23 protein-coding genes are annotated in these 23,227 nt (G+C 27.8%); 3 read left to right on the plus strand and 20 right to left on the minus strand.

Annotation, left to right across the window (positions count from 1 at the left end; all coding sequences use genetic code 11):
• Window positions 1-18 precede the first annotated feature (18 nt).
• Both H8923_RS13105 and H8923_RS13110 read right to left on the minus strand, forming a co-directional pair.
• Entirely contained in the window at window positions 19-1,218 is a 1,200-nt protein-coding gene (locus tag H8923_RS13105; RefSeq protein WP_153972348.1) for an MFS transporter, read from the minus strand.
• Between the two features lie 138 nt (window positions 1,219-1,356).
• Window positions 1,357-2,406 carry a uroporphyrinogen decarboxylase family protein gene (locus H8923_RS13110; RefSeq protein ID WP_153972347.1) on the minus strand — a complete coding sequence of 350 codons (1,050 nt, stop codon included), beginning with the start codon at window positions 2,404-2,406 and terminating at the stop codon, window positions 1,357-1,359.
• A 256-nt stretch (window positions 2,407-2,662) separates the two neighbouring features.
• Here H8923_RS13110 and H8923_RS13115 point away from each other — a divergent pair, with 256 nt between their 5' ends.
• Complete coding sequence (locus H8923_RS13115; RefSeq protein WP_153972346.1) at window positions 2,663-4,162, plus strand: PucR family transcriptional regulator; 1,500 nt, start codon at window positions 2,663-2,665, stop codon at window positions 4,160-4,162.
• A gap of 28 nt (window positions 4,163-4,190) precedes the next feature.
• Window positions 4,191-5,249 carry a uroporphyrinogen decarboxylase family protein gene (locus H8923_RS13120; protein WP_147540211.1) on the plus strand — a complete coding sequence of 353 codons (1,059 nt, stop codon included), beginning with the start codon at window positions 4,191-4,193 and terminating at the stop codon, window positions 5,247-5,249.
• 173 nt (window positions 5,250-5,422) lie between these two features.
• Here H8923_RS13120 and H8923_RS13125 read toward each other — a convergent pair whose 3' ends face one another.
• The 3 genes from H8923_RS13125 to H8923_RS13135 all read right to left on the minus strand — a co-directional run bounded on the left by H8923_RS13125 (window position 5,423) and on the right by H8923_RS13135 (window position 9,395).
• Window positions 5,423-7,363: a sensor histidine kinase gene (locus tag H8923_RS13125; protein WP_153972345.1), complete on the minus strand. Its 1,941-nt coding sequence runs from the start codon at window positions 7,361-7,363 to the stop codon at window positions 5,423-5,425.
• Window positions 7,364-7,583: 220 nt separating this feature from the next.
• Window positions 7,584-8,681, minus strand: coding sequence for a Nif3-like dinuclear metal center hexameric protein (locus H8923_RS13130; RefSeq protein WP_153972344.1), 1,098 nt, complete (start codon window positions 8,679-8,681; stop codon window positions 7,584-7,586).
• 27 nt (window positions 8,682-8,708) lie between these two features.
• Entirely contained in the window at window positions 8,709-9,395 is a 687-nt protein-coding gene (locus H8923_RS13135; protein WP_153972343.1) for a tRNA (adenine(22)-N(1))-methyltransferase, read from the minus strand.
• A 62-nt stretch (window positions 9,396-9,457) separates the two neighbouring features.
• Between H8923_RS13135 and H8923_RS13140 the strand changes: the two genes are divergently transcribed.
• A complete protein-coding gene (locus tag H8923_RS13140) occupies window positions 9,458-9,646 on the plus strand; it encodes a hypothetical protein (protein ID WP_153972342.1) in 189 nt (62 codons plus the stop codon).
• 69 nt (window positions 9,647-9,715) lie between these two features.
• On the opposite strand, the gene rpoD is transcribed toward H8923_RS13140, so the two are convergent.
• The 15 genes from rpoD to H8923_RS13215 all read right to left on the minus strand — a co-directional run bounded on the left by rpoD (window position 9,716) and on the right by H8923_RS13215 (window position 23,191).
• Window positions 9,716-10,870 carry an RNA polymerase sigma factor RpoD gene (rpoD, locus tag H8923_RS13145; protein WP_187127947.1) on the minus strand — a complete coding sequence of 385 codons (1,155 nt, stop codon included), beginning with the start codon at window positions 10,868-10,870 and terminating at the stop codon, window positions 9,716-9,718.
• Between the two features lie 15 nt (window positions 10,871-10,885).
• Entirely contained in the window at window positions 10,886-12,697 is a 1,812-nt protein-coding gene (dnaG, locus tag H8923_RS13150; protein WP_153972440.1) for a DNA primase, read from the minus strand.
• A 336-nt stretch (window positions 12,698-13,033) separates the two neighbouring features.
• Window positions 13,034-13,843 carry a 3-deoxy-7-phosphoheptulonate synthase gene (aroF, locus tag H8923_RS13155; RefSeq protein WP_153972341.1) on the minus strand — a complete coding sequence of 270 codons (810 nt, stop codon included), beginning with the start codon at window positions 13,841-13,843 and terminating at the stop codon, window positions 13,034-13,036.
• Window positions 13,824-14,330, minus strand: a complete 507-nt coding sequence (gene folK / locus H8923_RS13160; RefSeq protein WP_153972340.1) for a 2-amino-4-hydroxy-6-hydroxymethyldihydropteridine diphosphokinase — start codon at window positions 14,328-14,330, stop codon at window positions 13,824-13,826. The genes aroF and folK overlap by 20 nt, the downstream gene beginning before the upstream one ends.
• Entirely contained in the window at window positions 14,323-14,688 is a 366-nt protein-coding gene (gene folB / locus H8923_RS13165) for a dihydroneopterin aldolase (protein ID WP_153972339.1), read from the minus strand. Before folB ends, folK begins: the two co-directional genes overlap by 8 nt.
• Window positions 14,689-14,699: 11 nt before the next feature.
• Window positions 14,700-15,491, minus strand: coding sequence for a dihydropteroate synthase (folP, locus tag H8923_RS13170; RefSeq protein WP_153972338.1), 792 nt, complete (start codon window positions 15,489-15,491; stop codon window positions 14,700-14,702).
• 29 nt (window positions 15,492-15,520) lie between these two features.
• Window positions 15,521-16,093, minus strand: coding sequence for a GTP cyclohydrolase I FolE (folE, locus tag H8923_RS13175; protein ID WP_153972337.1), 573 nt, complete (start codon window positions 16,091-16,093; stop codon window positions 15,521-15,523).
• A gap of 17 nt (window positions 16,094-16,110) precedes the next feature.
• On the minus strand, window positions 16,111-16,812 hold the full coding sequence (locus H8923_RS13180; protein ID WP_153972336.1) for a hypothetical protein: 702 nt from the start codon (window positions 16,810-16,812) through the stop codon (window positions 16,111-16,113).
• Between the two features lie 27 nt (window positions 16,813-16,839).
• Window positions 16,840-17,577 (minus strand): aminotransferase class IV, encoded by a 738-nt coding sequence (locus H8923_RS13185; RefSeq protein ID WP_153972335.1) that lies wholly within the window; start codon window positions 17,575-17,577, stop codon window positions 16,840-16,842.
• The gene (gene pabB, locus H8923_RS13190; protein WP_153972334.1) at window positions 17,567-18,916 is read right to left on the minus strand and encodes an aminodeoxychorismate synthase component I; all 1,350 of its coding nucleotides are present in this window, start codon (window positions 18,914-18,916) and stop codon (window positions 17,567-17,569) included. The genes H8923_RS13185 and pabB overlap by 11 nt, the downstream gene beginning before the upstream one ends.
• Window position 18,917: 1 nt before the next feature.
• A complete protein-coding gene (locus tag H8923_RS13195; protein WP_153972333.1) occupies window positions 18,918-19,502 on the minus strand; it encodes an anthranilate synthase component II in 585 nt (194 codons plus the stop codon).
• 362 nt (window positions 19,503-19,864) lie between these two features.
• On the minus strand, window positions 19,865-20,188 hold the full coding sequence (locus tag H8923_RS13200) for a hypothetical protein (protein ID WP_153972332.1): 324 nt from the start codon (window positions 20,186-20,188) through the stop codon (window positions 19,865-19,867).
• 334 nt (window positions 20,189-20,522) lie between these two features.
• A complete protein-coding gene (locus tag H8923_RS13205) occupies window positions 20,523-21,215 on the minus strand; it encodes a polysaccharide deacetylase family protein (protein ID WP_153972331.1) in 693 nt (230 codons plus the stop codon).
• Window positions 21,216-21,244: 29 nt separating this feature from the next.
• Window positions 21,245-22,237 (minus strand): CAP domain-containing protein, encoded by a 993-nt coding sequence (locus H8923_RS13210; RefSeq protein WP_153972330.1) that lies wholly within the window; start codon window positions 22,235-22,237, stop codon window positions 21,245-21,247.
• Window positions 22,238-22,387: 150 nt separating this feature from the next.
• Window positions 22,388-23,191, minus strand: a complete 804-nt coding sequence (locus H8923_RS13215) for an MORN repeat-containing protein (RefSeq protein WP_153972329.1) — start codon at window positions 23,189-23,191, stop codon at window positions 22,388-22,390.
• Window positions 23,192-23,227: the final 36 nt, after the last annotated feature.

Here is a 23,227-nt window from a genome sequence, read left to right on the forward strand (position 1 = left end):
CCCCCTTAAAATCAAGACTTATTTCCCTTCTTCAACTTCTTTTTGCTTTGGTATTGGATTAACTACAAGGAATATTACTGCAGCTACTGCAAATATTATAAATTCAAGTACAATAGGCATAAATACTCCATCTCCAGTTATACCTTGAATAGCCATTACCCAGTATGTTGATACAAAACTTCCAAAATTCATAATTGCAGTTGCTAATGATATTGCAAAGGTATTTTGTGATGGCGTTGTCATCATACCTAGTATCATAAATATTGCAGGCATACATATTGAGAATCCTAAACCTAAAAGAGTAGTTCCTGCCATCATTACAAAAGTACTTTTAGCTATGACTATAAGACCAACCCCCATAGCCATTATTGTACAAGCTACAGCAATGACAAATCTTTTAGTTATCTGGAATACCTTACCAAATATTGCTCCACCTATCATTCCACCAACTGTGAATAATGATAATACTGTTGCAGCCACAGTTGCATCTCCAAGGCCTCTGTTTACAAGTAATGTTGACATATTCATCATTGTAGGATAGTTTAAAATGTTAATCACACCAAATAATATACAAATAACCCATACTCCAACACCAAGTTTTTCTTTTTTTCCACTCTTAATATCTACACTTGGTTCTTCAATCTTCTTAGGCTCTGGTAAGAAGAAAAGTATTATTAAAAATGATATAATTCCAAGTGCATGACCTAAAAAACAGTAACTCCAGTTTATCCCTGCTAATGTTCCTCCTAGCATCTGAAGAACAACTCCACCTAAATTAGTTACAACAGTACCTATACCAACTAGATTTGCTCTTTTTTGCCCTTCATATAATCCAAATATTATTGCATTTCCTAAAGGAGCTATTATACCTAAGGCTATTCCTAATACAGCTCTTGAAATTAATACTAATGTAAATGTGCTATTTATAAATGCTGGCGCACATCCTGAAATTATAAATAATAATACACCAATTAAAGCTAAAGTTTTGTATTTAACCTTTTTACCTGCTACAGCACCAGTGATAAGAGATGCTGGTAATAATGTCAATGTTGGCAATGTAGAAATATAAATTATTGTTGTGTAAGGTACATTTGGATAAGCTTCTGCTATATTCTGTATTGCTGGCGTTATAGTACCTACACCCATTGCTAGCAAAAATATTGACATAATAGCAGCTGTTGCCATAAAGCCTGTTTTATCTTGGCTATGTTGTTTCATGCTTATACCTCCTATTTTTTATATAATTCTTCTTATATAATTAATAATATTTATCTATAACAGTAATTTCTACGGTATGTAAGTACGAAAAAATATTAATTTAGACTTACTTTTTCGTATCACATAACTAACAAATTATTAATTTTCTCTAAGATAGAAGTTTAAGGAATAATTGTATAATTCATCTAAGCAAACTTTTAATACTTCAGGCGGTGCAAAAATTTGTGCCATAGCTCTACCTCCTTTAGCATATTTATCAACAAAGTCTCTAATTATTTGTCTAGCTCCTTCTTCTGTAATATTTGGATCATCTAATCCTTCTACTACAAAGCAAAAACTTATTTCAGACCCATATTTATTTTTTAGCATATCTGAATCGTTAATTGATTGAGGAGTCCATAAATCTATGCCCATTTCTTTAAAAAAAGGTACATACTGCTGATTCAACCCACAAGAATGAAGTTCAATAAATTTTCCTTGGCTCTTAATATAGTCCATTACTCTTTTGGCAGATGGATAAATCATTTCTTTAAACATTTCATTTGAAAAAAATCCTGCACGTTGTGTCCCCCAATCATCTCCATATATTACGAAATCTATAGGCTCATAATATTTAAATATTTTACTAAGTAATTTTATTTTATAATCCGCCATAGCTTCAAAGAATTCTAAAACATATTCTGGATCTTCAATCATAGCTGCCAATGCATCTTCAAAAGGCATAAGTTCATGTAATCTCTCGAATATACCTTCAGTAAGATGAAATACATGCATCCTATCATTATCATATCTGGATGTTTGTATAGCTGCATCAGACTCCCAATCTATAGAATCTAAATCTGGAAATATTACTTCTTCCTTCCATTTTGTAATATCACTTAAGGTTCTTGTTCCAGGCTTAACCATCATCCCACCAGCAACTTCTACCCATACCCATTCAACACCAAACCAATCAAATCCATCATACTCATATTTTGGATGTTCTAATACCTCATCTGACCAACAATAATCAACTTCATACAGCCATGCCGGCATCCACATTGGTTTTTCTCCTGCAAATACTCTTCTTAAGTTTTCCTTAGGACTTATTGGTCTTCCTAAGATTGGTTCTTTTATTTGTTGCATCATATAACCAAATGAATTAGGACGTTGTCTTGATGAAATTGATTTATTTTTCTTAGTTTTCATCTTATCACCCTTTCATATATCAAATAAATTTCACTCAATTTTTTCTTCTTATAAAAATGATAATTTTATATAAATAAATTTTCTACGGTATGAGAATACAAAAATAAATATAATTAGTGTCAACTTTTTGTACTTAACAACTAATCATATTTATTGCCTCTAGTTTGATAGATATGTTATATTTAAAATAACAAGAGTTTTATAATTACAATTTAAAATATTAATATAAGTTATAAATGAAAGTTGGTATAAAGATATGAAGCTTAGCATGTGGATGATAGCTAATCGATTAAATCAAATGGATTTAGAATTAAATATTAAAAAAGATGCTCCAATAATACTTAAAAGTGCTAGACGTGCGTATGCTACTAATTGTGTTCATATTTTTCAATCTGGAAACGATGTTATATGCAATGGAGAAGGAGATTATATAAGAATAAAAGATATTAATATTTCTCAAGGATTTGAAATTGTTCAATCAATATTTGACTTTTATAATGACTGGTCTGATAATATATTAACTTTAGCTAGTAAACTCGATTTTCAATCACTAATTGATTTTTGTTGGTGTGCATTTAACAATCCTATTGTACTCATGGATGCAAATTGCAAAGTTTTAGCTATTAGCAATCAATATGATGAAAACGATGTGGATTCTGAATGGTCCCATCTAAAAAAATGTGGTTATAGCTCTATTAATGCAATTAGATATTTACGTGGCACATATACTTATACATCCACATTTTATGAACAAGGTGCTCAATATTTTAATTTTATCAATAAAGAGTTAGAAACTCCTTGCATTTCATCTTCACTATATAATAATGACATGTTTTGTGGTCGAATTAACATATTACAAAAAGACCGTCAGCTAAATAATGGTGATATTCAACTTTTAGATTATTTAGTTTCAATCATTACACCTTATATCAGCACTCTAGCTTTAAATAATGATTCACCTCCGATTTGTAATATATTTCTATCTATTATCAATAACGAAGAAATTGATTTAAAAGATTTACAAACTCAATTAGATTATATTGATTGGAAGGATAACGATAACTTTAGGGTTTGTATACTATCTCATAACTTAGATAAAATACCTAAATCATTGATATCTATGTATTGTGGGGTGATAGAAAGTAATTTAAGTTATAGTCACGCCTTTGTAAAAAATAAAAAGATTGTAATTATTTTTAATGAAAGAAAAACACCTTATTCAAATGCAATAGAAATTTTAAAAAATATTGCTATTGAAGCATATATGAAATTAAGTATTAGTCTACCTCTAAAAGATTTAAAAAATCTTGCTATATTTTATAATCAAGCATTATATGCCTTTAATTCATCTCAATCATACAATCCATCTAGTTGTTTAATAAACTTTTATGACTATGCTATGGATTATATAATTGAATCAAGTTTTTCAATAAATATCCTTTATGCCTGTCATCCTGATGTTCTTAATTTATGGCAAATTGATGAAAGATCCTCTGGTAATAAAATTGATACCCTATACTCATATCTAACTAATGAAAGATCTATAACTAATACAGCTCAAGAAATGTACCTTCATCGTAATACATTGATATATAGAATAAAAAAAATAATAGATTTATTAGAATACGATATTAATGATGTATATACCCGAGATTATATAATATTATCTATTAAGGTTTTGAAACTATATCAAAATAAATATAAAGATAAATTAAATTTAGAAAAAACACAGAATTCATATTCTGTTGTTAAATAAAAATATTTAATTAGGGGGAATAATTATAATGAGTAAGTATCCATTTAATAAAGAAGAAGAATTAAAAGATGTAGGTACATATCCTCAAATTCCTGGAATTTATGGTATGCCAAGTTTTCCATCTAGAAAATTTAATACTCCTATTACTCCAAAAGAAAATGTACTTAGAATGTGTAGAAAAGAAAAACCTCTTTGGCTTCCAAATATAGCAAATGATATAAATATAATTCAGCCTTTAGTAATGCCTGATGCCTTAGCTAGATGGAAAGGTGGTGTAGACTGGTTTGGCATTGAGTGGGAATATGAACCACAAACTAATGCTGCTATGGTTAAGCCTGGTACTAGAAGACTTAGCGACATAACTGAATGGGAAAATGAACTAGTCTTTCCTGATCTAAATGAAATAGACTGGCAAAAAGACTATGATGATAATTATAAAGATGTTCTTAGTCCAAATCGTGCTACTATGTTTGTTATAGTTAATGGATTATTTGAGCGTACTGCAGACTTAACTAGCTTTGAAGATACTTTCTGCTATTTACTAGAGGAACCAGAAGCACTTCATGCTTTTTATGATAAATTAGTTGACTGGCATTTGGAATTATTCAAAATTGCTAAAGATATTTATGGAGCTGATATAATAACATTCCATGATGATATGGGTACACAAAGAAGTTCATTCTTCTCTCCTGACACATTTAAAGAAATTATGCTACCTCATTACAAAAAATTAAATAATGAAGCTCATAAAATGGGACTTTACGTAAACTTCCACTCTTGTGGTAGTGTTGCAAACCAAGTTGAAAACTTCTGTGAAGCTGGATTCGATTTTTGGGAAGGTCAGGACGCTTGTAATGATAAGTCTACCTTGATGGAACAATATGGTGATAAACTAGGTCAAGTAAGCATGTTTATGCCTGAGCCTACACTTTCAGATGATGAATTGATAGAAGCCATAAAAGAAAAACTTAATACAGTAGGAAAAACTGGACGATATATAACTTGGTTTAGCGATTTAAATCCTAACCGTAAGATTAATGGAGATGAATTAATTTATACTCTAAGTCGTGAGATGTATAGCAAATAAGTATTAAATTTATATAATACAAAAGGAGTAATAGTTTAGTATATAAACTATTACTCCTTTTGTTTTAAATTAGTATATACAATTAAAAATAAACCTCTTATTGTTTATTCTTTTATATTTAATTAACTTTAATTTTTATCAAGTAAATAATTAATTAAGATTATTATATAACTTTATGCATATATATCCGAAAACTCTACCTCTGCTCCTACAACTACATAATTTTGATTTTTCTCATAGTAGCTCATCGATAATTCAGATTGTTTAATCATAGGTATTCTTACAATAAACCTACTTCCTTTATTTAATTCTGATTCTACACTAATAGTTCCTCCATGAGCCTCAGTAAAATATTTAACTAATGATAAACCAATTCCGCTTCCCTCATTTTGCCTTATCATAATATCTTCAACTTGAGTAAACTTATCAAAAATTTTTGACATATATTCTTTAGATATACCTATTCCAGTATCGATAACTTCTATATTTAAATAACTATCATTAACCTTTACCATAGTTATTATAGAACCATCATTTTTATTAAACTTTATACTATTTGATAATAAGTTTAACATCATTCTTTCAATCTTATCAGGATCTACTGACATAACAAGTTCTTCTATTTCAGTATCGAAAATCACATTAATATTCTTACTTTTAGCATACGGAATTATTGATGAAACTATATCTTCTAATAAACTTACTATTTCTATATTCACAGGTCTCATATCTATAAATCCTAAATCCATCTTTGCTACATCTATTATATTATTTGTAAGTCTTGTTAGTCTTAAACAATTTTGCTTAATAATTTTAATACTTGATGTTAAATCAAATTCTTTATCTTTATTTTGTTTTTCTAATAACTGAATTACAGATATTATAACTGCTACTGGTGTCCTTAGTTCATGACTTATATTTGATATAAAATTATTTTGTGCCTTAATTGAACTTTCTGCAATTTCCTTAGCTTTAAATATACCTTCTGAATACATTCGTCTTTTCTTATTATTTATTATAAATATTATAATTGTAACTACTAAACAAGCAACTATAATCGCTGCAGGAATTATAACAAGTTTGTGCTTACTCCAAAATGTCTCTGGTTTATTTATTATCTTAGAGTTTTTAGGCAAATACTTTTCTTTGATCTTATGCTTTTTTAGATGCTCATAATTGAATATATATTTATTTACTTCATCGTAGCTTACTAACTTAGACGTCGGCTCATTACCATTTATTATATCCATAGCAATTTCAGCACCCATTTTCCCTTGTTCATAGTGTGATGTCATATATCCACCAATTGTATCAAAATATAATTCATGCTTTAATGTACTAAATTTAGGTAAATCCACTTCTGCATCAAGGTAATCTTGAAGTTCAAATAACTCATTGTATGATATACTTGAATAACTATAAATATAAGTAAGTAAAATAATACTATTTTCATCTATTTTATCTATTTTCTTCTTAATTGTTTCAACTGTATCTTCCTCTTCATAAGAAATATGGCTAAAATTTAAATCTGGATAATAACTTTCTAATTTATAAAAATTATCTAAATCAATATTATTTTCCCTCGACTTAAAGTTTATAGCTACTACATTTTTATTTTTATATAATTTATTAATCAAATCTAAATTCTTCTTCAGAGATATTCCTTCTTCAACACCATATGTATCATCATTATTTTTTATATATTCTATATTAGTTTTATTATTTACACCAAATGTAATTATGGGAATTCCTTTAAATAGCTCTTCTTTATGTTTTCTTATAAAATTTAATGCTGGATCATCTCCTATTAATATAGCATCATATGTCTTATAATTATTTATTTTATATTTTATTAAATTATAAAAATTCAGCTCATTTTTGACACCATAAAAATTCCCTTGGTCTAAGTACTCTACTTGTAACTCTACACTGTCACCTAACACACTCTTTATACCATTTAACTGTTCATCAAAAAACTCAAATCTAGGACTATATGAATTTATATATAGTATATCCTTCTTGTCTACAGACTCAGACCATACTTCTTTTGGTATTAAAACTAAACATAATATAAGCATCAATTTAATTATGCTATGCTCACTTTTGCTCCCCATTTTAATGCTCCTTCTATGTGAAAAATATATGCCTATTATAGCATATACATTTATTTTTTCTAGACATTCGACAAAGTAAGTTAATTTTATACATAATTCTATTAGTTAATTTTATATATGAGTTTCGATTAATGTAATTTTATATTTTGAGAAATAAAAAACTTCGCCCTAAATTAATAAAGCGAAATTTCATTTATAAAAAATTAAGTTCTTCTTTTATCTATAATATAGAAAACGGATTTATATTAAGACTACTTTTTATTACACTAATATCTTCAATATCATCTAAGAATCTCTTCATAACATCCTTAAATATATCTTCACTTTCAAAATGATTGCAATCAATAATACACATACCAGCATCTACTGCATCTTGTGCGTCATGATATTTTACATCTCCAGTAATAAGCACATCAGCTCCAGACCTTTGAGCTTTCTTAGCCAGATCTGCACCAGAACCAGTTACTACAGCAACCTTCTTAATGTTAGCATCTAAATTTCCTACAACTCTTAAAGCATCCATATTAAGCTTTTCTTTTATCATCATCGAAAGCTCTTTTAAACTCATACTTTCTTTAAGTGATGCTATTCTTCCAAGACCTACTGAGTTTCCTTTATTCTCAAGCTTATATAAATCATATGCAACTTCTTCATATGGATGAGCTTTTACCATAGAATTTATTACTCCACCTAAAATTCTTTGTGGAACTATTGTTTCTATTTTTACTTCATCAACTACTTCTAGTTTATCAAGTTCTCCTATAAATGGATTAGTTCCTTCTAAAGGTTTAAACGTTCCTTTTCCGTCTGTATTAAATGTACAGTCACTATAATTACCTATATGACCTGCTCCAGATTTACCTAATGCTTTTCTAACTTTATCTTCATGAGTTTTAGGAACATAAACCACAATTTTATATAAAGTTTCAGTATTTGTTACATCTAATATCTTAGAATTCTCAAATCCCATAACTTCCATAAAATAATCATTTAATCCATCAAAAGCTATGTCAAAGTTAGTGTGCATTGAATAAACAGCTATATTATTTTTTATAAGTTTATGTATTAACTTTCCTTTAAAATCACTTGTAGTAATTTTTTTCATCTTGCCAAATATAAATGGATGATGAGTAACAATTAAATTTACATTGTTGTTTATTGCTTCTTCTACTATTGCTTCATTAGCTTCAAGGCATACTAGTACCTTGCTTATTTCTTCTTCAATATCTCCTACTAATAATCCAACATTATCCCAATCATAAGCTAAGTTAGTAGGGTATTTAGCTTCTATTGTCTTTATAAGGCTTTTTAATTTCATTTTATCAACCCCTTAAAAATTTATATATTATATTAACTTCTTAAGCTTCTCTATTCTAGTCTTACTTTCATTTCTTTTTTTATCTATAGCATCTCCGCTTTTACCTTCTAACTTTTCTATTACAGAGTTGTATTTATAGATTTTTTTATCTATAAATTCTTTAAGTAAAAGGTCATTATTTTCTATAAGCTTTGTTCCTACTTCATAATATATCTCATCTTCTACAACTGTATTTTTTCCAGTATATTTAGCTACTATTATTTCATAAACTCTAAAGTCTTCTTTTACTAATACTTCATCTAATATTTCATATCCATTATTTAATAAGTATTTTCTTAATTCTTCTTGAGCTTGCATTGGTTGAAGTATTAACTTTTCTACAGAATGAGATACTTCTTTTTTAGCTTCTAGTAATTCGCTTATTAGTATTCCTCCCATTCCAGCTATTATAACTTCATCAACTTCTCCTTTATTAAGTACCTCTATTCCAGAACCTAATCTTAAATCTGTTTTATCACTTAGTTTATTATGCCTAACTTCTTTACGTGCATTTTCTAGAGGTCCTTTATTTACATCTGCAAGTATTGCAAATGGTACTGTTCCTTTGTTTAATAAATATACAGGTATATACCCGTGGTCTGTACCTATATCTGCTACTCTTTTTCCTTCACTAACTAATGATGCTATTTTTAATAATCTATCTGTTAATTTCAATTTTTTCATCCTCTCATAAATTTATATAAAACTCCGAATACTATTATTGGGAGGTGTTAAATTTGCCTAGACAAAATCGACGTAAATCAAACTATAAGCCTCATTATAAATGGGGCGGTAATACAATGCTTTGGGCTAGTGAAACAGAACAAAATATAATTCAAAGCTCCCAAAATCAATTAGAATCTGAATCTAAGGCAGACTTAGAAAAAGATATTAATTATGGTAAAAGAATTAATTATTTTCATTAGTTTCTCACTAGCTTTAAATATAAAAATTCGCCTTAAAATTGTAAGGCGAATTTTTAGCATATATGAATTCTAATCTAAGTAATCTCTAAGCTTCTTAGATCTACTTGGATGTCTTAATTTACGTAAAGCCTTAGCTTCTATCTGTCTTATTCTTTCTCTAGTAACATCAAACTCTTTACCAACTTCTTCAAGAGTTCTTGCTCTTCCATCTTCAAGTCCAAATCTAAGTTTTAATACTTTTTGTTCTCTTTCATTTAATGAACCTAGAACTTCTTCTATTTGCTCTTTTAATAAAGAGTATGCTGCTGCTTCAGCAGGTGCAGGAGCATCATCATCTGGTATGAAGTCTCCTAAATGACTATCTTCTTCTTCACCTATTGGTGTTTCAAGAGATACAGGATCTTGAGCTATCTTCATTATTTCTCTAACTTTTTCTTCAGTCATTTCCATTTCTTTAGCTATTTCTTCAGGCTTTGGATCTCTTCCTAATTCTTGAAGTAATTGTCTAGATACTCTTATTAATTTATTAATTGTTTCCACCATATGAACTGGTATTCTTATAGTTCTTGCTTGGTCAGCTATAGCACGAGTTATAGCCTGTCTTATCCACCATGTAGCATAAGTAGAAAATTTAAATCCTTTTTCATAGTCGAACTTTTCAACTGCCTTTATAAGACCTAGATTACCTTCTTGTATAAGATCTAGGAATAACATTCCTCTTCCTACATATCTCTTAGCTATACTTACAACTAATCTTAAGTTTGCTTCTACTAATCTTTGCTTTGCAATTTCATCGCCTTCAAGCATTCTTTTTGCTAACTCAACTTCTTCATGTGGCTTTAGTAGAGGTATTTTACCTATTTCTTTTAAATACATTCTAACTGGGTCATCTATACTTATACCTTTTGGTAAAGATAAATCAATTGTTTCTAGTTCAATAGCTTCTTCTTTATCTATATCATCAGGATTTTCATCTATATTATCTAAACTTAAACTTTCTGCAACAGTAAAATCTATCTCAACCTTTTCCGATTTATCTTCTATAACTTCGATTCCTAAATTACCTAAAGTTTCATATAGATTTTCCACTTGGTCTTTATCTAACTCAGTCTCTGAGAAAGCTTCCATTATTTCTGCAAGAGTAAGTGCGCCTTGCTTTTTACCTTTTTCTATTAAACTCTTTGCTGCGAATTTTTTTGATGGTTTTTTATTATTTTCAGTCACGCTCTTACCTCCCTTCTATAAGCTTTGTAGCATCTTTCTTATTTCAACAATTTTTAAAGCAATTTCCATAACTTTCACATCTACCTCTTTCAAGTCATCCTTATTTTGTTTCTGAAGTTCAATATTTTTTTGCTCTTGTAACAGTATATTCATCTGTTCTTGGAGATTATTTTTCTTAAGATTTTTTACTATTTCATCTATACTTTTTATATCATTCATATCTATGCTATCTAAAGATATTCTTTCCAAATCCTTTAAATATTCTTCGGATATGTTTAAACATTTAATTTTGTCAATAGTTATTTTGTCCAATTCTCTATTTTTAATGATGTAATTTAAAATTTCTTTACTCTCATTTAATAAAAAATCTGACTCTTCTACCTTTAATAAGGTAATTTCTCTTATTTTTTTATTTTCTAACAATAATTTTATAAGAGTTTCTTCAACAAGCTCTTTACCTTTTTTAATGGCTTTTGGCTTTTCAATTATTTTTTCGACTTTTTTATTTGCATATTTGTTATTTTGTTTGTTATATACCTTATTATAGTCTTTACCATAAACTTCTTTTTTTATAGACTCTGTGCTTATATTAATTTGCTTTGCTATATAATTTGTATAATAATCAACTTCAACTGGACTTTTAAGCTCTTTTATAATTTTTGATGCTTCTTTTGCGAACTTCACTCTTTCTTCATCTTTTTGTAAATTAAAACTTTTTTTAAGATGATCAATTCTGAATTTTATATAGTGAGTAGAATCACCAATTGCTTTTTTATATTCTTCTAGTCCATATTTTCTTACAAATTCATCAGGATCTTTACAATCCTTTAAGTTTATAACCTTTACATTAATTCCTATCTTAGAAAGAATTTCTATAGCTCTTAAAGTTGCTTTAATACCCGCTTCATCAGAATCATAAGAAATAATTGCCGTATCTGCATATCTTTTTATTAAATTTCCCTGTTGTTCTGTCAGAGCTGTTCCAAGCGTTGCTACTACATTTCTTACACCATACTGGAAAAGTGATATTAAATCCATGTATCCTTCAACTAAAATAATAGTTCTATCTACTATATTCTTTCTTGAAAAGTTTAATCCATAAAGATTATATCTTTTATTAAATATTAATGAATCTGGTGAATTTAAGTATTTAGGTAAAGAATCATCTAATACCCTTCCTCCAAATCCTATTACATTTCCTCTATAGTCAAATATAGGAAACATTACTCTATTTCTAAATCTATCATAATATTTATTACCTTCAGATTTATGATTTACTAAACCACATTGTACTAAATCCTGTTTGTCATATCCTTTAGATAATAAATAATCCATGAGCTCATTCCATGACTTTTGTGAGAAACCTAAACCAAACTTTTTAATAGTTTTGTCATCTAGTCCCCTTTTTCTTAAATAATCATAACCTGGATTTTTACCTTTTAGTAGGTTTGCGAAATAAAATCTAGCTGCCTCAAGATGTATATCCTGGTACTTTTTAGATTTTTCCATTCTTAGCTTATCTTCTTCATTCATATTGGTGTTTATTTCAATACCACATTTATTAGCTAATAATTTTACTGCATCAATAAAATCTAAATTTTCCATTTTCATTACAAAGTTGATTACATCTCCACCTTCTCCACATCCAAAACACTTATATATCTGTTTAGATGAGCTTATATGGAATGATGGTGTCTTTTCTCCATGGAAAGGACATAAGCCCTTATAATTGCTTCCAGACTGTTTTATAGGCATATATTCTGATATCACATTAGCAATATCACATCTATTTTTAACTTCTTCAACTATATCTTTTATATCATTCATATTATCACCTTCTGGTGTAATTTTTTTTATTAACATTACTATTTTACATTATATTGCAAAAAAGTCAAATACTCTTGTACAGATTTCGACTTTTTTTGTTAAAATCCTTCTTAAAATTAAGAATTTTTCTTATTTTTTTACAAAGTTTTTGATTATGTAATAAATATAAGTATTTTATACTATAGATATATTTATTACATAATCATTCAATCCTAAATTAATGTTGTTTTATTAATTTTACCTTATTTTTTTAAATTTAATCTTTATAATTATATTTCATAAAAAAAATTTCTAAACAGTATATTTTAAAATAAAAAAGAGGCTAATTGCCTCTTTTTAAAAAATTTTTATATAATCTTTATTAGTTATATTTATAGATTTCATTAGATCTTCAAATTCATCAAAGTGAAGTGATTGCATACCATCTGATAAGGCTTCACTTGGATTTGGATGTACTTCTATCATTAAACCATCTGCTCCACAAGCCATAGCTGCAAGTGACATTGGTTTCACAAGGTATCTAACTCCTGTACCGTGACTTGGGTCTACTATAACTGGTAAGTTAGTTTCCTTTTGTATTATTGGTACTGCTGCTAAATCAAGTGTATTTCTAGTGTAATCGTTATAAGTTCTTATTCCTCTTTCACACATTATAATTTTATTATTACCTTCAACCGCTATATACTCTGCTGCTCCAATCCATTCACTTATTGTTGCAGCAATTCCTCTTTTTAACATAATAGGCTTATCTTGTTTTCCTATCTCAGTTAAAAGTGTAAAGTTTTGCATATTTCTAGAACCAATTTGAATTATATCACTTACTTCATATAATTTTTCTAAATCTCTTATATCCATAAGCTCAGTTATAACAGCTAGTCCAGTTTCTTCTTTTACAGCCTTTAAAATTTCAAGACCTTCCTCTTTTAATCCTTTAAATGAATTTGGTGATGTTCTAGGCTTAAAAGCCCCTCCTCTTAGAACATTTGCTCCTTGTGATTTAACAAATTTAGCAGTTTCTAAAAGTTGTTCATAACTTTCTATTGCGCAAGGTCCTGCCATTATAATTTTATCTTCTTTTACTACTAATTTTTTATCACATGTGTTGATTTCAATTTTATCATTGTCATTAAATAGTGTCTTTTTCATCACCTGTAAACTCCTTTACTTCATCTCGTTCTTCTTTAGTTAGAGAGTTTAAATGTACATCTATAGTTTTACCATCAATAGAGAGTTTACTATTCAAATCTATAAGAGGTATTAATACAAATGCTCTTTCTTTTATTCTAGGATGAGGAATTAGTAAATTTTCATCACTTGATACTATATTGTTGAAAAATAATATATCTACATCTATAGTTCTTGGACCCCATCTTATAATTCTTTTTCTATCTAGTTTTTGTTCTACCTCTTGGCATACGCTTAATAACTCGTATTCATTTAAGCTTGTATCAACCTCTAGACATACATTTAAAAAATCTGCTTGTTCAGTGTATCCCCAAGCTTTCGTTTCATAAATTTTTGATTTTTTTGTTATATTAATTTTTTCATGATTATTTAAAAGCTCACATGCATCTGATAGGTACTTAACTCTATCACCCATGTTAGTACCAAGACCTAAGTAACTTTTATTCATGTCTACCTCTCCTTATTTCTACACCAAAGTAGTCATAAATTCCATTTACAGGTGCCTCAGGTTTTTTAACTCTAACCATTACTTCTTTTATAAGTACAAACTTATCTAATACTTCTTTAGCAATATTTTCAGCTAAAGCTTCTATAAGATTAAATCTTCTGTTTTCAGTTATTTCTTTTACTACATCATAAACCTCTGCATAACTAACAGATTTATTCATATCATCGTTTATACCAGCTTCTTTTGTATCTACAAAAAGCTCCATATCTATAAAGAATTTTTGTCCTAAAACACTTTCTTCTTTTAAAACTCCGTGATATCCATAGAATCCTAAATTGCTTAATAATATTTTATCCATAATTTTTAAACCTACTTTCTATAAATAGCATCTGCCATTTTAGCTGCTTTTAAGTTTTCTTTTACGTCATGTACTCTAACTATATCAACACCATCTCTAACTCCTAAAACTGTAGTTGCTATAGTTCCTTCTAATCTTTCTTTAGGTTCTACATTAAGTACATTGCCTATTACAGATTTTCTAGATGTTCCAAGTAAAATAGGATAGCCTAAATCATTAAGCTCATTTAATCTTCTTAATACTTCTAAATTTTGTTCAAAAGTCTTTCCAAATCCTATTCCTGGGTCTAAAACAATTTTTTCATTTTTCACACCAGCTTCTAGAGCCATATCTATACTTTCTTTAAGTGACTCTTTCATACTTTCCATTATATCTTTATCATAATTAGTTCCATCTTGATTATGCATTATACAAATATGTGCATCATATTTTGCAACAGTTTTTGCCATATCTTTATCTCTTTTTAATCCCCATACATCATTTATCATTTCAACACCTAATTTTAAGGCTTCCTCAGCAACACTTGCTTTATAAGTATCTACTGATATAGGGATATTAATTTCTTTTTTAAGCTCTTTTATTACTGGTATTACTCTTTCTATTTCTTCATCAGCTTCAACATACTTATGACCAGGTCTTGTAGATTCACCACCAATATCTATAATATCAGCTCCATCTTCTATCATTTTTCTAGCATGCTTTATAGCTACATCTATTTTATTAAAGTTACCTCCATCTGAAAAACTATCTGGAGTAACATTTAAAATTCCCATTATATAAGTTCTTTTACCATAATCAAACATGTCATTTATCTCCTAATTTATAAATTTTACTATCTTATATTTATTAGGCTCATAGCCTCAGCTCTAGTTGATGGATCATTTTCAAATGCTCCTCTTACTGCTGATGTAACAGTTTTTGATCCTGGTTTTTTAACACCTCTCATAGTCATGCACATATGCTCAGCTTCTACAACTACCATTACCCCATAAGGTTGTAATTCTTCCATAATTATATCAGCTATGCCTTTAGTTATTCTCTCCTGAAGTTGAGGCCTTTTAGCAAAAGTTTCAACTACTCTAGCAAGTTTTGATAAACCAGTTAGCCTTCCTCCCTTTGGAATATAAGCTATATGTGCTTTTCCAAAGAATGGCACTAAATGATGCTCACAGCATGAGTAAAAAGGAATGTCTTTTACGATTACCATTTCTTCATGTTTTTCATCTTGGAAAAGAACTTTTAAATGATCTCTTGGATCTTGATGAAGGCCTGCGTATATTTCTTCATACATTCTCGCTACTCTACTTGGAGTATCTATAAGACCTTCTCTATCAGGATCTTCTCCTATCGCTTCTAATATATCTCTTATTGCATTTTCTATCTTTTTCTTATCTACTTTACTCATTGGTTTAACCCCCTTGACTAGTAAGTTATTTTTATATAGTTTTTCATAACTATATCTTTGAAAATATAGTCATAAATCTCTAATAACTTTTCATATTTTTCTTCACCTTTAATTTCATTTACTAAATCATAAAGGTAGCTATTTTCTTTTTTTAATTCTTTTAATAATTTCTTATCCTTTGGTATCCATTTGTTATTTATAGTAAAATACCCAACTATTAATTCTTTTAAATATAAATTTACTAAAAATTCATATTCAAATAAATCAAACTTTTCTTTATTTTTTAATCTACTTATATTAGATTCTATCTCAGATTTAAGAAAACACTTTTCTCCCTCTGAAATTAAATTCGGTCCTTCTTGGTATTTTGTTCTACATAACTGTATAATACCTGTTGCTGTATTGTTCCTGTCAAAAATCACCTTAGCATCCTTCATTCCATTCAAGAAAAAATATTCTTTATTATCCATTAGATGCTTAAATCCCCTTCTTGAAAAATAGTTTATATCAAACTCTATTCCTTCAATTCTTTTTATCTCTCTTACTTGATTTTCCCCTTGATTTACAAATACAAAAATATCAATATCGTTTATATTATTATCAGCTAACTTTAAGTCTATATTCTTAGCTGACCCAACTAAAAATACAGCTATAGTGTTAGAATTTTGCTTTAATTTTTCTATTTCTAATTTACAAATTTCATAAATTTTATTTGTCATATCATTTCTCCACTAACTGTAATTTTATTATATACAAGTCACTATTTTATCAAATAATTCATTTGATTCTTCATAGAATATATCTTCAATTTGTGTTACCTTAATAGCATTCATCAAACTATTTGTAACAAATACAAAGTCATAGTCTCCAATATCTCTTATTTTTATATTTTTCTCTATCAATTGTATATTTATTTCGCCACAAATATCCAAAATCCTTTTTTTCATAATACCGTTTAAAATAGGAAGATCACTACTTGGTGTATATACACAACTTCCTTTTATGAAAAATATATTGCTCATGGAACATTCAAGTACACTTCCATCCGTACCTATAAATAATCCATCATCAAATCCTCTTTCATTTGCATATTTCTTAGTATAAATACTTTCATAATAGTTTGTAGTTTTATGCTTATAAATTATACTATGTCCTCTTTTTATAGGAGATATTATTAATTTAAATCCTTTTTTATAAGTTTCATTATTATATGGTATATCTCTAGTTGAAATATTATATCCTTCATCGAATACAGTTAGTCTAAGCGCTTTATTTGCAATGTTATTTGTATCTATATATTTTAAAATTTCACTTTTTAAAAATTCTTTATTATATTGAATCTTAATATCTAATTCTTTTATAGACTTAAACATTCTATCCATATGGAGTTCTAAATCTATAGGGTCTTTTTCTACCTTAATAGTCTCAAATAGTCCAATTCCAAATTTACTTAATTCACTATTAAAACTAGCACTATTCTTCATAATAACCTCTTAAAGCTTTCATTATAGATTTAGCTTTATCTAATGTTTCTTGATATTCATCACTTGGATCAGACCCCCATGTCATACCACCACCAACTTGGAAGTACACATCTTGATCTTTTTTAACAATAGTTCTAATAGCTATATTTAAGTCCATATCTCCATTAAAACCTATATATCCAATTGAACCAGTATAAACATTTCTTTGAGTTGGCTCTAGCTCATCTATAATTTCCATAGATCTTATCTTTGGCGCTCCAGTTATAGAACCACCTGGGAAAGTTGCTTTTATTACGTCTACTGCATCTTTATCATCTTGAAGTTCTCCTACTACTGTTGAAACTAGATGATTTACATTTGCATAAGGCTCTATTACAAATAATTCCGGTACTTTTACACTTCCTATTTTTGATATTCTACCAATATCATTTCTTTCAAGGTCTACTATCATAAGTAATTCCGCTCTATCTTTTTCGCTGTTTCTTAATTCTTCTTGCAATTTTAAATCTTCTTCTTTATTTTTACCTCTAGGTCTTGTCCCTTTTATCGGTCTAGTTTCTACCTTTCTATTTATACATTTTATAAATCTTTCCGGTGAGTTAGATAAGATATTAAAATCATCAAAGTTTAAATATGCTCCAAAAGGTGCCGGACTAATTCTTCTTAAATCTCTATATAACTCATAACTCGATAAAGTTGTTTTTCCACTAAACCTTTGCGTTAAATTTGCTTGATATATATCTCCTGATCTTATATAGTCTTTTACTTTTTTAACAGAATTTTCAAATTCACATTTCGTAAAATTAGACTTTAGTTTTATAGGCTCAACGTCTTTATCTTCATAACAAATAGAACCTACTCCTTCTTTTTCAGCTTTTAATACTCTTTCTTCAACTTCAGACATAACAAGTTTTTCTTTTTCTATATCTAAATCTGGAGTTGCTATATAAGTTTTTTCTTCTAAATGATCCACTACTATTACATAATTATATAAACCAAAATACAAATCATAAACACTTAAATCATCTATAGCACTTCTTGGAAGCTTTTCTATATAATTGCCTAAATCATAAGATAAGTATCCTACAGCCCCACCTATGAATGGTAAATGAGTATTATTAACAGCCTTATATTTATTTAATTCTTCTTGTAAATAATCTAGTGGGTTTTCTTCAGTATTTTTATATTTTAAAGTCTTAAATGGATTACTACTTATAAAAGAATATCTACCTAATTTTTCTTTATCCATAGCACTATCTAAAATAAAACTATCTTTTTCATCTTTGAATATTGTAAATATCTCAAAAGCATTTAAATTCGTTTTTATTTCTTTTATCATATTACATTTCCACCCTTTCTCTAGCTTCTTTTATAAAGTTTCTAAGTATCTCATGACCTTGCTCTGATAAAATAGCTTCTGGATGGAATTGAACACCCTCTATAAGGTGTTTTTTATGTCTTATGCCCATTATCTCACCTTCATTAGTAAAAGCTGTTACTTCTAAGTCTTTAGGTAAACTTTCTTCTTCTACTACTAGCGAATGATATCTAGTAACATTTAATGGATTATTTAAACTTCTAAAAACACCTTTATTATTATGCTTTATACTGTGTACTTTTCCATGTACTGGTTCTATTGCTTTTATAACATTGCCTCCAAAAACATGTCCTATAGTTTGATGCCCTAAGCAAATGCCAAGTATTGGTTTCTTTCCTTTAAAATGATTTACTACATCTATACAAACTCCAGCTTCCTTTGGCGAACATGGTCCTGGTGATAAAACAATTATTTCCGGATCTAAGCTTTCTATATCTTTTAGTGTTATCTCATTATTTCTTTTTACTACTATCTCTTCTCCTAATTCTCCTATATATTGAACTAAGTTATAAACGAACGAATCATAGTTATCAATCATAAGAATCATACCAAATGCCCCCTTAAATGTACCATATTTTAAAATTAGATATCTAATTTAATTTTAATATACTATCAATATTATTATAAACTACTTATGTAATAAATTTGTATAAATTTTAGAATATTAGCTTTTATTTATTATTTTTTAATTTTAACGAACATCGTTTATATACACTCTGAGACATTAAGTAGGCCACTAAATATCTAAGTAATTTAAGCAAATTTTTATATTTAATTATATATGCTATACGAAATCTATGTCAATATTATCATTTTTCATAGTCATTTGTGTTATTAATTCATTTATAAATATTTTTTCAATATTATATATTGAATTTATTCTTATAAATCTTAACACTAAAAAAGGAGCTATACGCTCCTTTTTGATAATTTATAGCCAGGGTTATAGTATTTTTCTTTTTTACCCTTTTGCTCTCTAGTTTCTAACAACTCGTTTATCTTAGATATATAAAATTCGTCTTCACTTAATCTTATTAAACTAGTAAGATAATACCCATCTGTACTTCTTGGTACCTTTTTATTTATTACTAAATCAATTGCTGTTTTTGCTGCTTCAAAGTGCTTTAAATGCGTATGACCCTCTTGAAAATTTTTTCTAGTATTGTATGCAATATAACCTTCTTTAACTTTAAATATCATGAACTCTTTTTTCTCATAAATCTTATTATTCATTATATCAAATCCTTCTCAAGATAGTCTTGTTATATAATATTCAATTTTCTGAAAAATGTTTATATTTTATAAAATTTAAAGCGCCTCCTTTTTATAATAATTGTAGCATAATCTAAGTAAAATTTTTGTTAATACTTCCATAATATATTTATTAAATTGCTTATAGAAGTATTTTAATTTAAAGTTTATTTTTAAGTACTTTTAAAAGCTATTGCTACTAATATTTATAAGATTATATTAAAAAAAGTTTGAAATAATACGCAAATAAAAAGAAGTTACCTTTTAAATATATAATAATTTAAGATAACTTCTATTTTTAATCTATATTTTAAGTTTATTGCTCTAATAACTCTGATACTGTTACAAAGCTAAATCCTTTTTTTTGCATCTCTGGTATAAGTATGTTTAATGCTTCTACGGTATTTATAGTAGCATAATCATGTAATAATATTATATCTCCATTTTTTGCATTATTAGAAATTAAAGATGCTATTTTAGAAGCAGGAGGGTTTTTCCAGTCCTTAGCATCTATAGTTGTCCATAATACAATTTTATAACCATGTTTCTTTGCTATAGATTCTAAATCTTCTTTTCTATAGCTACCAAAAGGTGGTCTAAATAAAGTTGGTTTCTTACCTGTTAGATTTACAAGAGTATCTTCACATTTAACTATTTCTTCTTCAATCTGAGTTAAACTTAAATTACTTATATCTGGATGGTTAAATGTATGATTTCCAATTTCATGACCTTCCTTACTTGCCCTAATTAAAGGCTCTTTGTACCAATTAGCATGTTTTCCAGCTATAAAAAATGTTGCTTTAACGTTATATTTTGTTAATACATCTAAAACCTTATCGGTTTCTTTTGGATGAGGCCCATCATCAAATGTAAGTGCTATAAGTTTTTTATCCCTTGGTCCATTTTTAATAAATACTTCCTCATCATCAATAGCATATACCTTATGATTAATTGAAACAAAAATCATAAGAGCTACCGATAATATGCATAAGGCTTTTCTCTTATTCATCTTTATGTCAAACTCCTTTCAATTTATGTCTATGTATAAAAGTTTTCAGTGTAGTATATTTTATATGCGCCTCCAAAATCTACTCCAACTCCTATGTATTTATAATTACCCAAAATATTTTTTCTATGTCCTTTTGAATTCATTAATGCTTCATGAGCATATATTGCACTAAATTGACCTGAAGCAATATTTTCGCCAGCATTAATATATGTTATATCTTCTTTTTTCATTCTATCAAAAGGTGTTTCTTTTTCTTTATTTACATGATCAAAATAATCCTTCCTCATCATATCTTCACTATGTTTTCTTGAGCTTATAGTTGCTTTTTCGCTGTATTTTAATTTATTTAAATTATATTTTTCTCTACTACTATTAATAAGGTCTATTATCTGAAGTTCAAAACTTTCTCTTAGTTCTTCACTCCCATTAGCATATATGTCTTTCATACGATCTTCTGTTTTTTGATTTATTATCTGGTATGAGCATACCTTGCTTCCTTCTACAACATCATAAAAAACTGTAATATATTTTTTATTTTGCTTTATAATATCATACTCACCTTTTGAATTTATCATATATCTAGTATTTCCTTTTTGCCTATATTCTAGTGACTTGTAATTATCATTTACGAGTTGTTTACTATCATCAAGTTTTATATTCTCAGCTTCACAAGAATTTATTGTATTACTAAATAAGGCAACTACTATATTATTTTCAATTCCTACCATTGCAAACTTTCCTTTATATTGATTGTAAACATACCAGTTAAAAGAATATTCGCTGGCATCTATTCTAGATGGCTCTCCAATTTTGGAGACTACATAATCCTTACTATCTCCAATTTTTATATATTGAAAGTTATCAATTTTTTCTTTTTCATTTATAGGTTCATCGCTATCATCATCCTTAATACTAATATCTAAGTTATTATCAATAAATTTAGATTTAATCTCTGTAAAAATCCCATTATTATAAAATATTATTAATAAAATTATAAATATTAGAGTACTTATCTTTTTCAATTTTTTATCTCCCCCTAAAATATTAAATAATACTAAAAAAAAATAGAGCCTATTTCAAAGTAAATTCACACAATACACTAGCTCAAACTGAAGTCTAAATTAATTTCAACTTGAGCTAGAAATATGGTGAATTTTCTTTTCAATACAACTCTATAGCTTAAAAGAAAATATCTCATCTAAAGTTTTGTCAAATATACTTGGTTTATCATACTTCCAAGTTCCCTGATATACAAGCTCATTATTTAAATAAAAAGTTCCATATCCATGTCTTTTACCATTTAGAAATTCACCTACATACCTTTTGCCCTCATTCCATATATAAGTTCCTTCTCCATGAGTTAGGTTATTCTTCCATTCTCCATCGTAAATTACATTTCCTTCTTTATCATAACAAATACCTTGTCCTTCTCTTTTATTCTTTTTAAAGTCTCCTATATATATAGTACCTTCGCTCCATCTATATATTCCCTGACCATGTTTATGACCTTTTAGCCAGCCACCTATGTATTCATCATTATTTCTATAAATCATTTGGCCTATTCCATCCATTACATCTGATTTAAATCCGCCTGTATAAATGTTTCCATTAGTAAAGGTACATATTCCTCTACCTTCTTTTGCATCATCATTGAATTCACCTATGTACTCAAATCCTATAGACTCTTCTGATGAAACTATATATGCACCTTCTCCATTAATTTTTCCATTTATAATCTTTCCAATATAAATATCTCCATTAGAAAATTTATATATTTTATTTTGAGGTTTAAATTCAACTGTTTCGCTATCTACTATATTTTTTTCTAAAGCTTTAATTTCTTCTTCACTTGCTTTTTTATCTTTCTTTAGAACCCTATTTTTCATATGTTCTATAGATCTACACTCTCTTTTTATTTCATTTATGTATTTCATATAATTATTATATATGTCAATGTACTCTTTAGATAAATTCATTTTGCACTTCCCCCATCAGTTTAATCATCCAACGCT

It is taken from the genome of Romboutsia faecis, assembly GCF_014323405.1.
In the GTDB taxonomy this organism is placed as follows: domain Bacteria; phylum Bacillota; class Clostridia; order Peptostreptococcales; family Peptostreptococcaceae; genus Romboutsia_E; species Romboutsia_E faecis.

What these genes read in the sequence shown, in the direction of transcription:
- H8923_RS13200 (WP_153972332.1), bottom strand. Translation starts at nt 20,188, where the DNA reads ATGAATAATAAGATTTATGAGAAAAAAGAGTTCATGATATTTAAAGTT.
- H8923_RS13180 (WP_153972336.1), bottom strand. Translation starts at nt 16,812, where the DNA reads ATGACAAATAAAATTTATGAAATTTGTAAATTAGAAATAGAAAAATTA.
- aroF (WP_153972341.1), bottom strand. Translation starts at nt 13,843, where the DNA reads ATGAAAAAGACACTATTTAATGACAATGATAAAATTGAAATCAACACA.
- dnaG (WP_153972440.1), bottom strand. Translation starts at nt 12,697, where the DNA reads ATGAATGATATAAAAGATATAGTTGAAGAAGTTAAAAATAGATGTGAT.
- folK (WP_153972340.1), bottom strand. Translation starts at nt 14,330, where the DNA reads ATGAATAAAAGTTACTTAGGTCTTGGTACTAACATGGGTGATAGAGTT.
- H8923_RS13120 (WP_147540211.1), top strand. Translation starts at nt 4,191, where the DNA reads ATGAGTAAGTATCCATTTAATAAAGAAGAAGAATTAAAAGATGTAGGT.
- H8923_RS13105 (WP_153972348.1), bottom strand. Translation starts at nt 1,218, where the DNA reads ATGAAACAACATAGCCAAGATAAAACAGGCTTTATGGCAACAGCTGCT.
- H8923_RS13205 (WP_153972331.1), bottom strand. Translation starts at nt 21,215, where the DNA reads ATGAATAAGAGAAAAGCCTTATGCATATTATCGGTAGCTCTTATGATT.
- H8923_RS13215 (WP_153972329.1), bottom strand. Translation starts at nt 23,191, where the DNA reads ATGAATTTATCTAAAGAGTACATTGACATATATAATAATTATATGAAA.
- folB (WP_153972339.1), bottom strand. Translation starts at nt 14,688, where the DNA reads ATGGATAAAATATTATTAAGCAATTTAGGATTCTATGGATATCACGGA.
- H8923_RS13110 (WP_153972347.1), bottom strand. Translation starts at nt 2,406, where the DNA reads ATGAAAACTAAGAAAAATAAATCAATTTCATCAAGACAACGTCCTAAT.
- pabB (WP_153972334.1), bottom strand. Translation starts at nt 18,916, where the DNA reads ATGATAAAAGAAATAAAAACGAATTTAAATGCTTTTGAGATATTTACA.
- H8923_RS13125 (WP_153972345.1), bottom strand. Translation starts at nt 7,363, where the DNA reads ATGGGGAGCAAAAGTGAGCATAGCATAATTAAATTGATGCTTATATTA.
- H8923_RS13115 (WP_153972346.1), top strand. Translation starts at nt 2,663, where the DNA reads ATGAAGCTTAGCATGTGGATGATAGCTAATCGATTAAATCAAATGGAT.
- folP (WP_153972338.1), bottom strand. Translation starts at nt 15,491, where the DNA reads ATGTTTGATTATGGTAAAAGAACTTATATAATGGGAATTTTAAATGTT.
- H8923_RS13130 (WP_153972344.1), bottom strand. Translation starts at nt 8,681, where the DNA reads ATGAAATTAAAAAGCCTTATAAAGACAATAGAAGCTAAATACCCTACT.
- H8923_RS13195 (WP_153972333.1), bottom strand. Translation starts at nt 19,502, where the DNA reads ATGATTCTTATGATTGATAACTATGATTCGTTCGTTTATAACTTAGTT.
- H8923_RS13185 (WP_153972335.1), bottom strand. Translation starts at nt 17,577, where the DNA reads ATGAAGAATAGTGCTAGTTTTAATAGTGAATTAAGTAAATTTGGAATT.
- folE (WP_153972337.1), bottom strand. Translation starts at nt 16,093, where the DNA reads ATGAGTAAAGTAGATAAGAAAAAGATAGAAAATGCAATAAGAGATATA.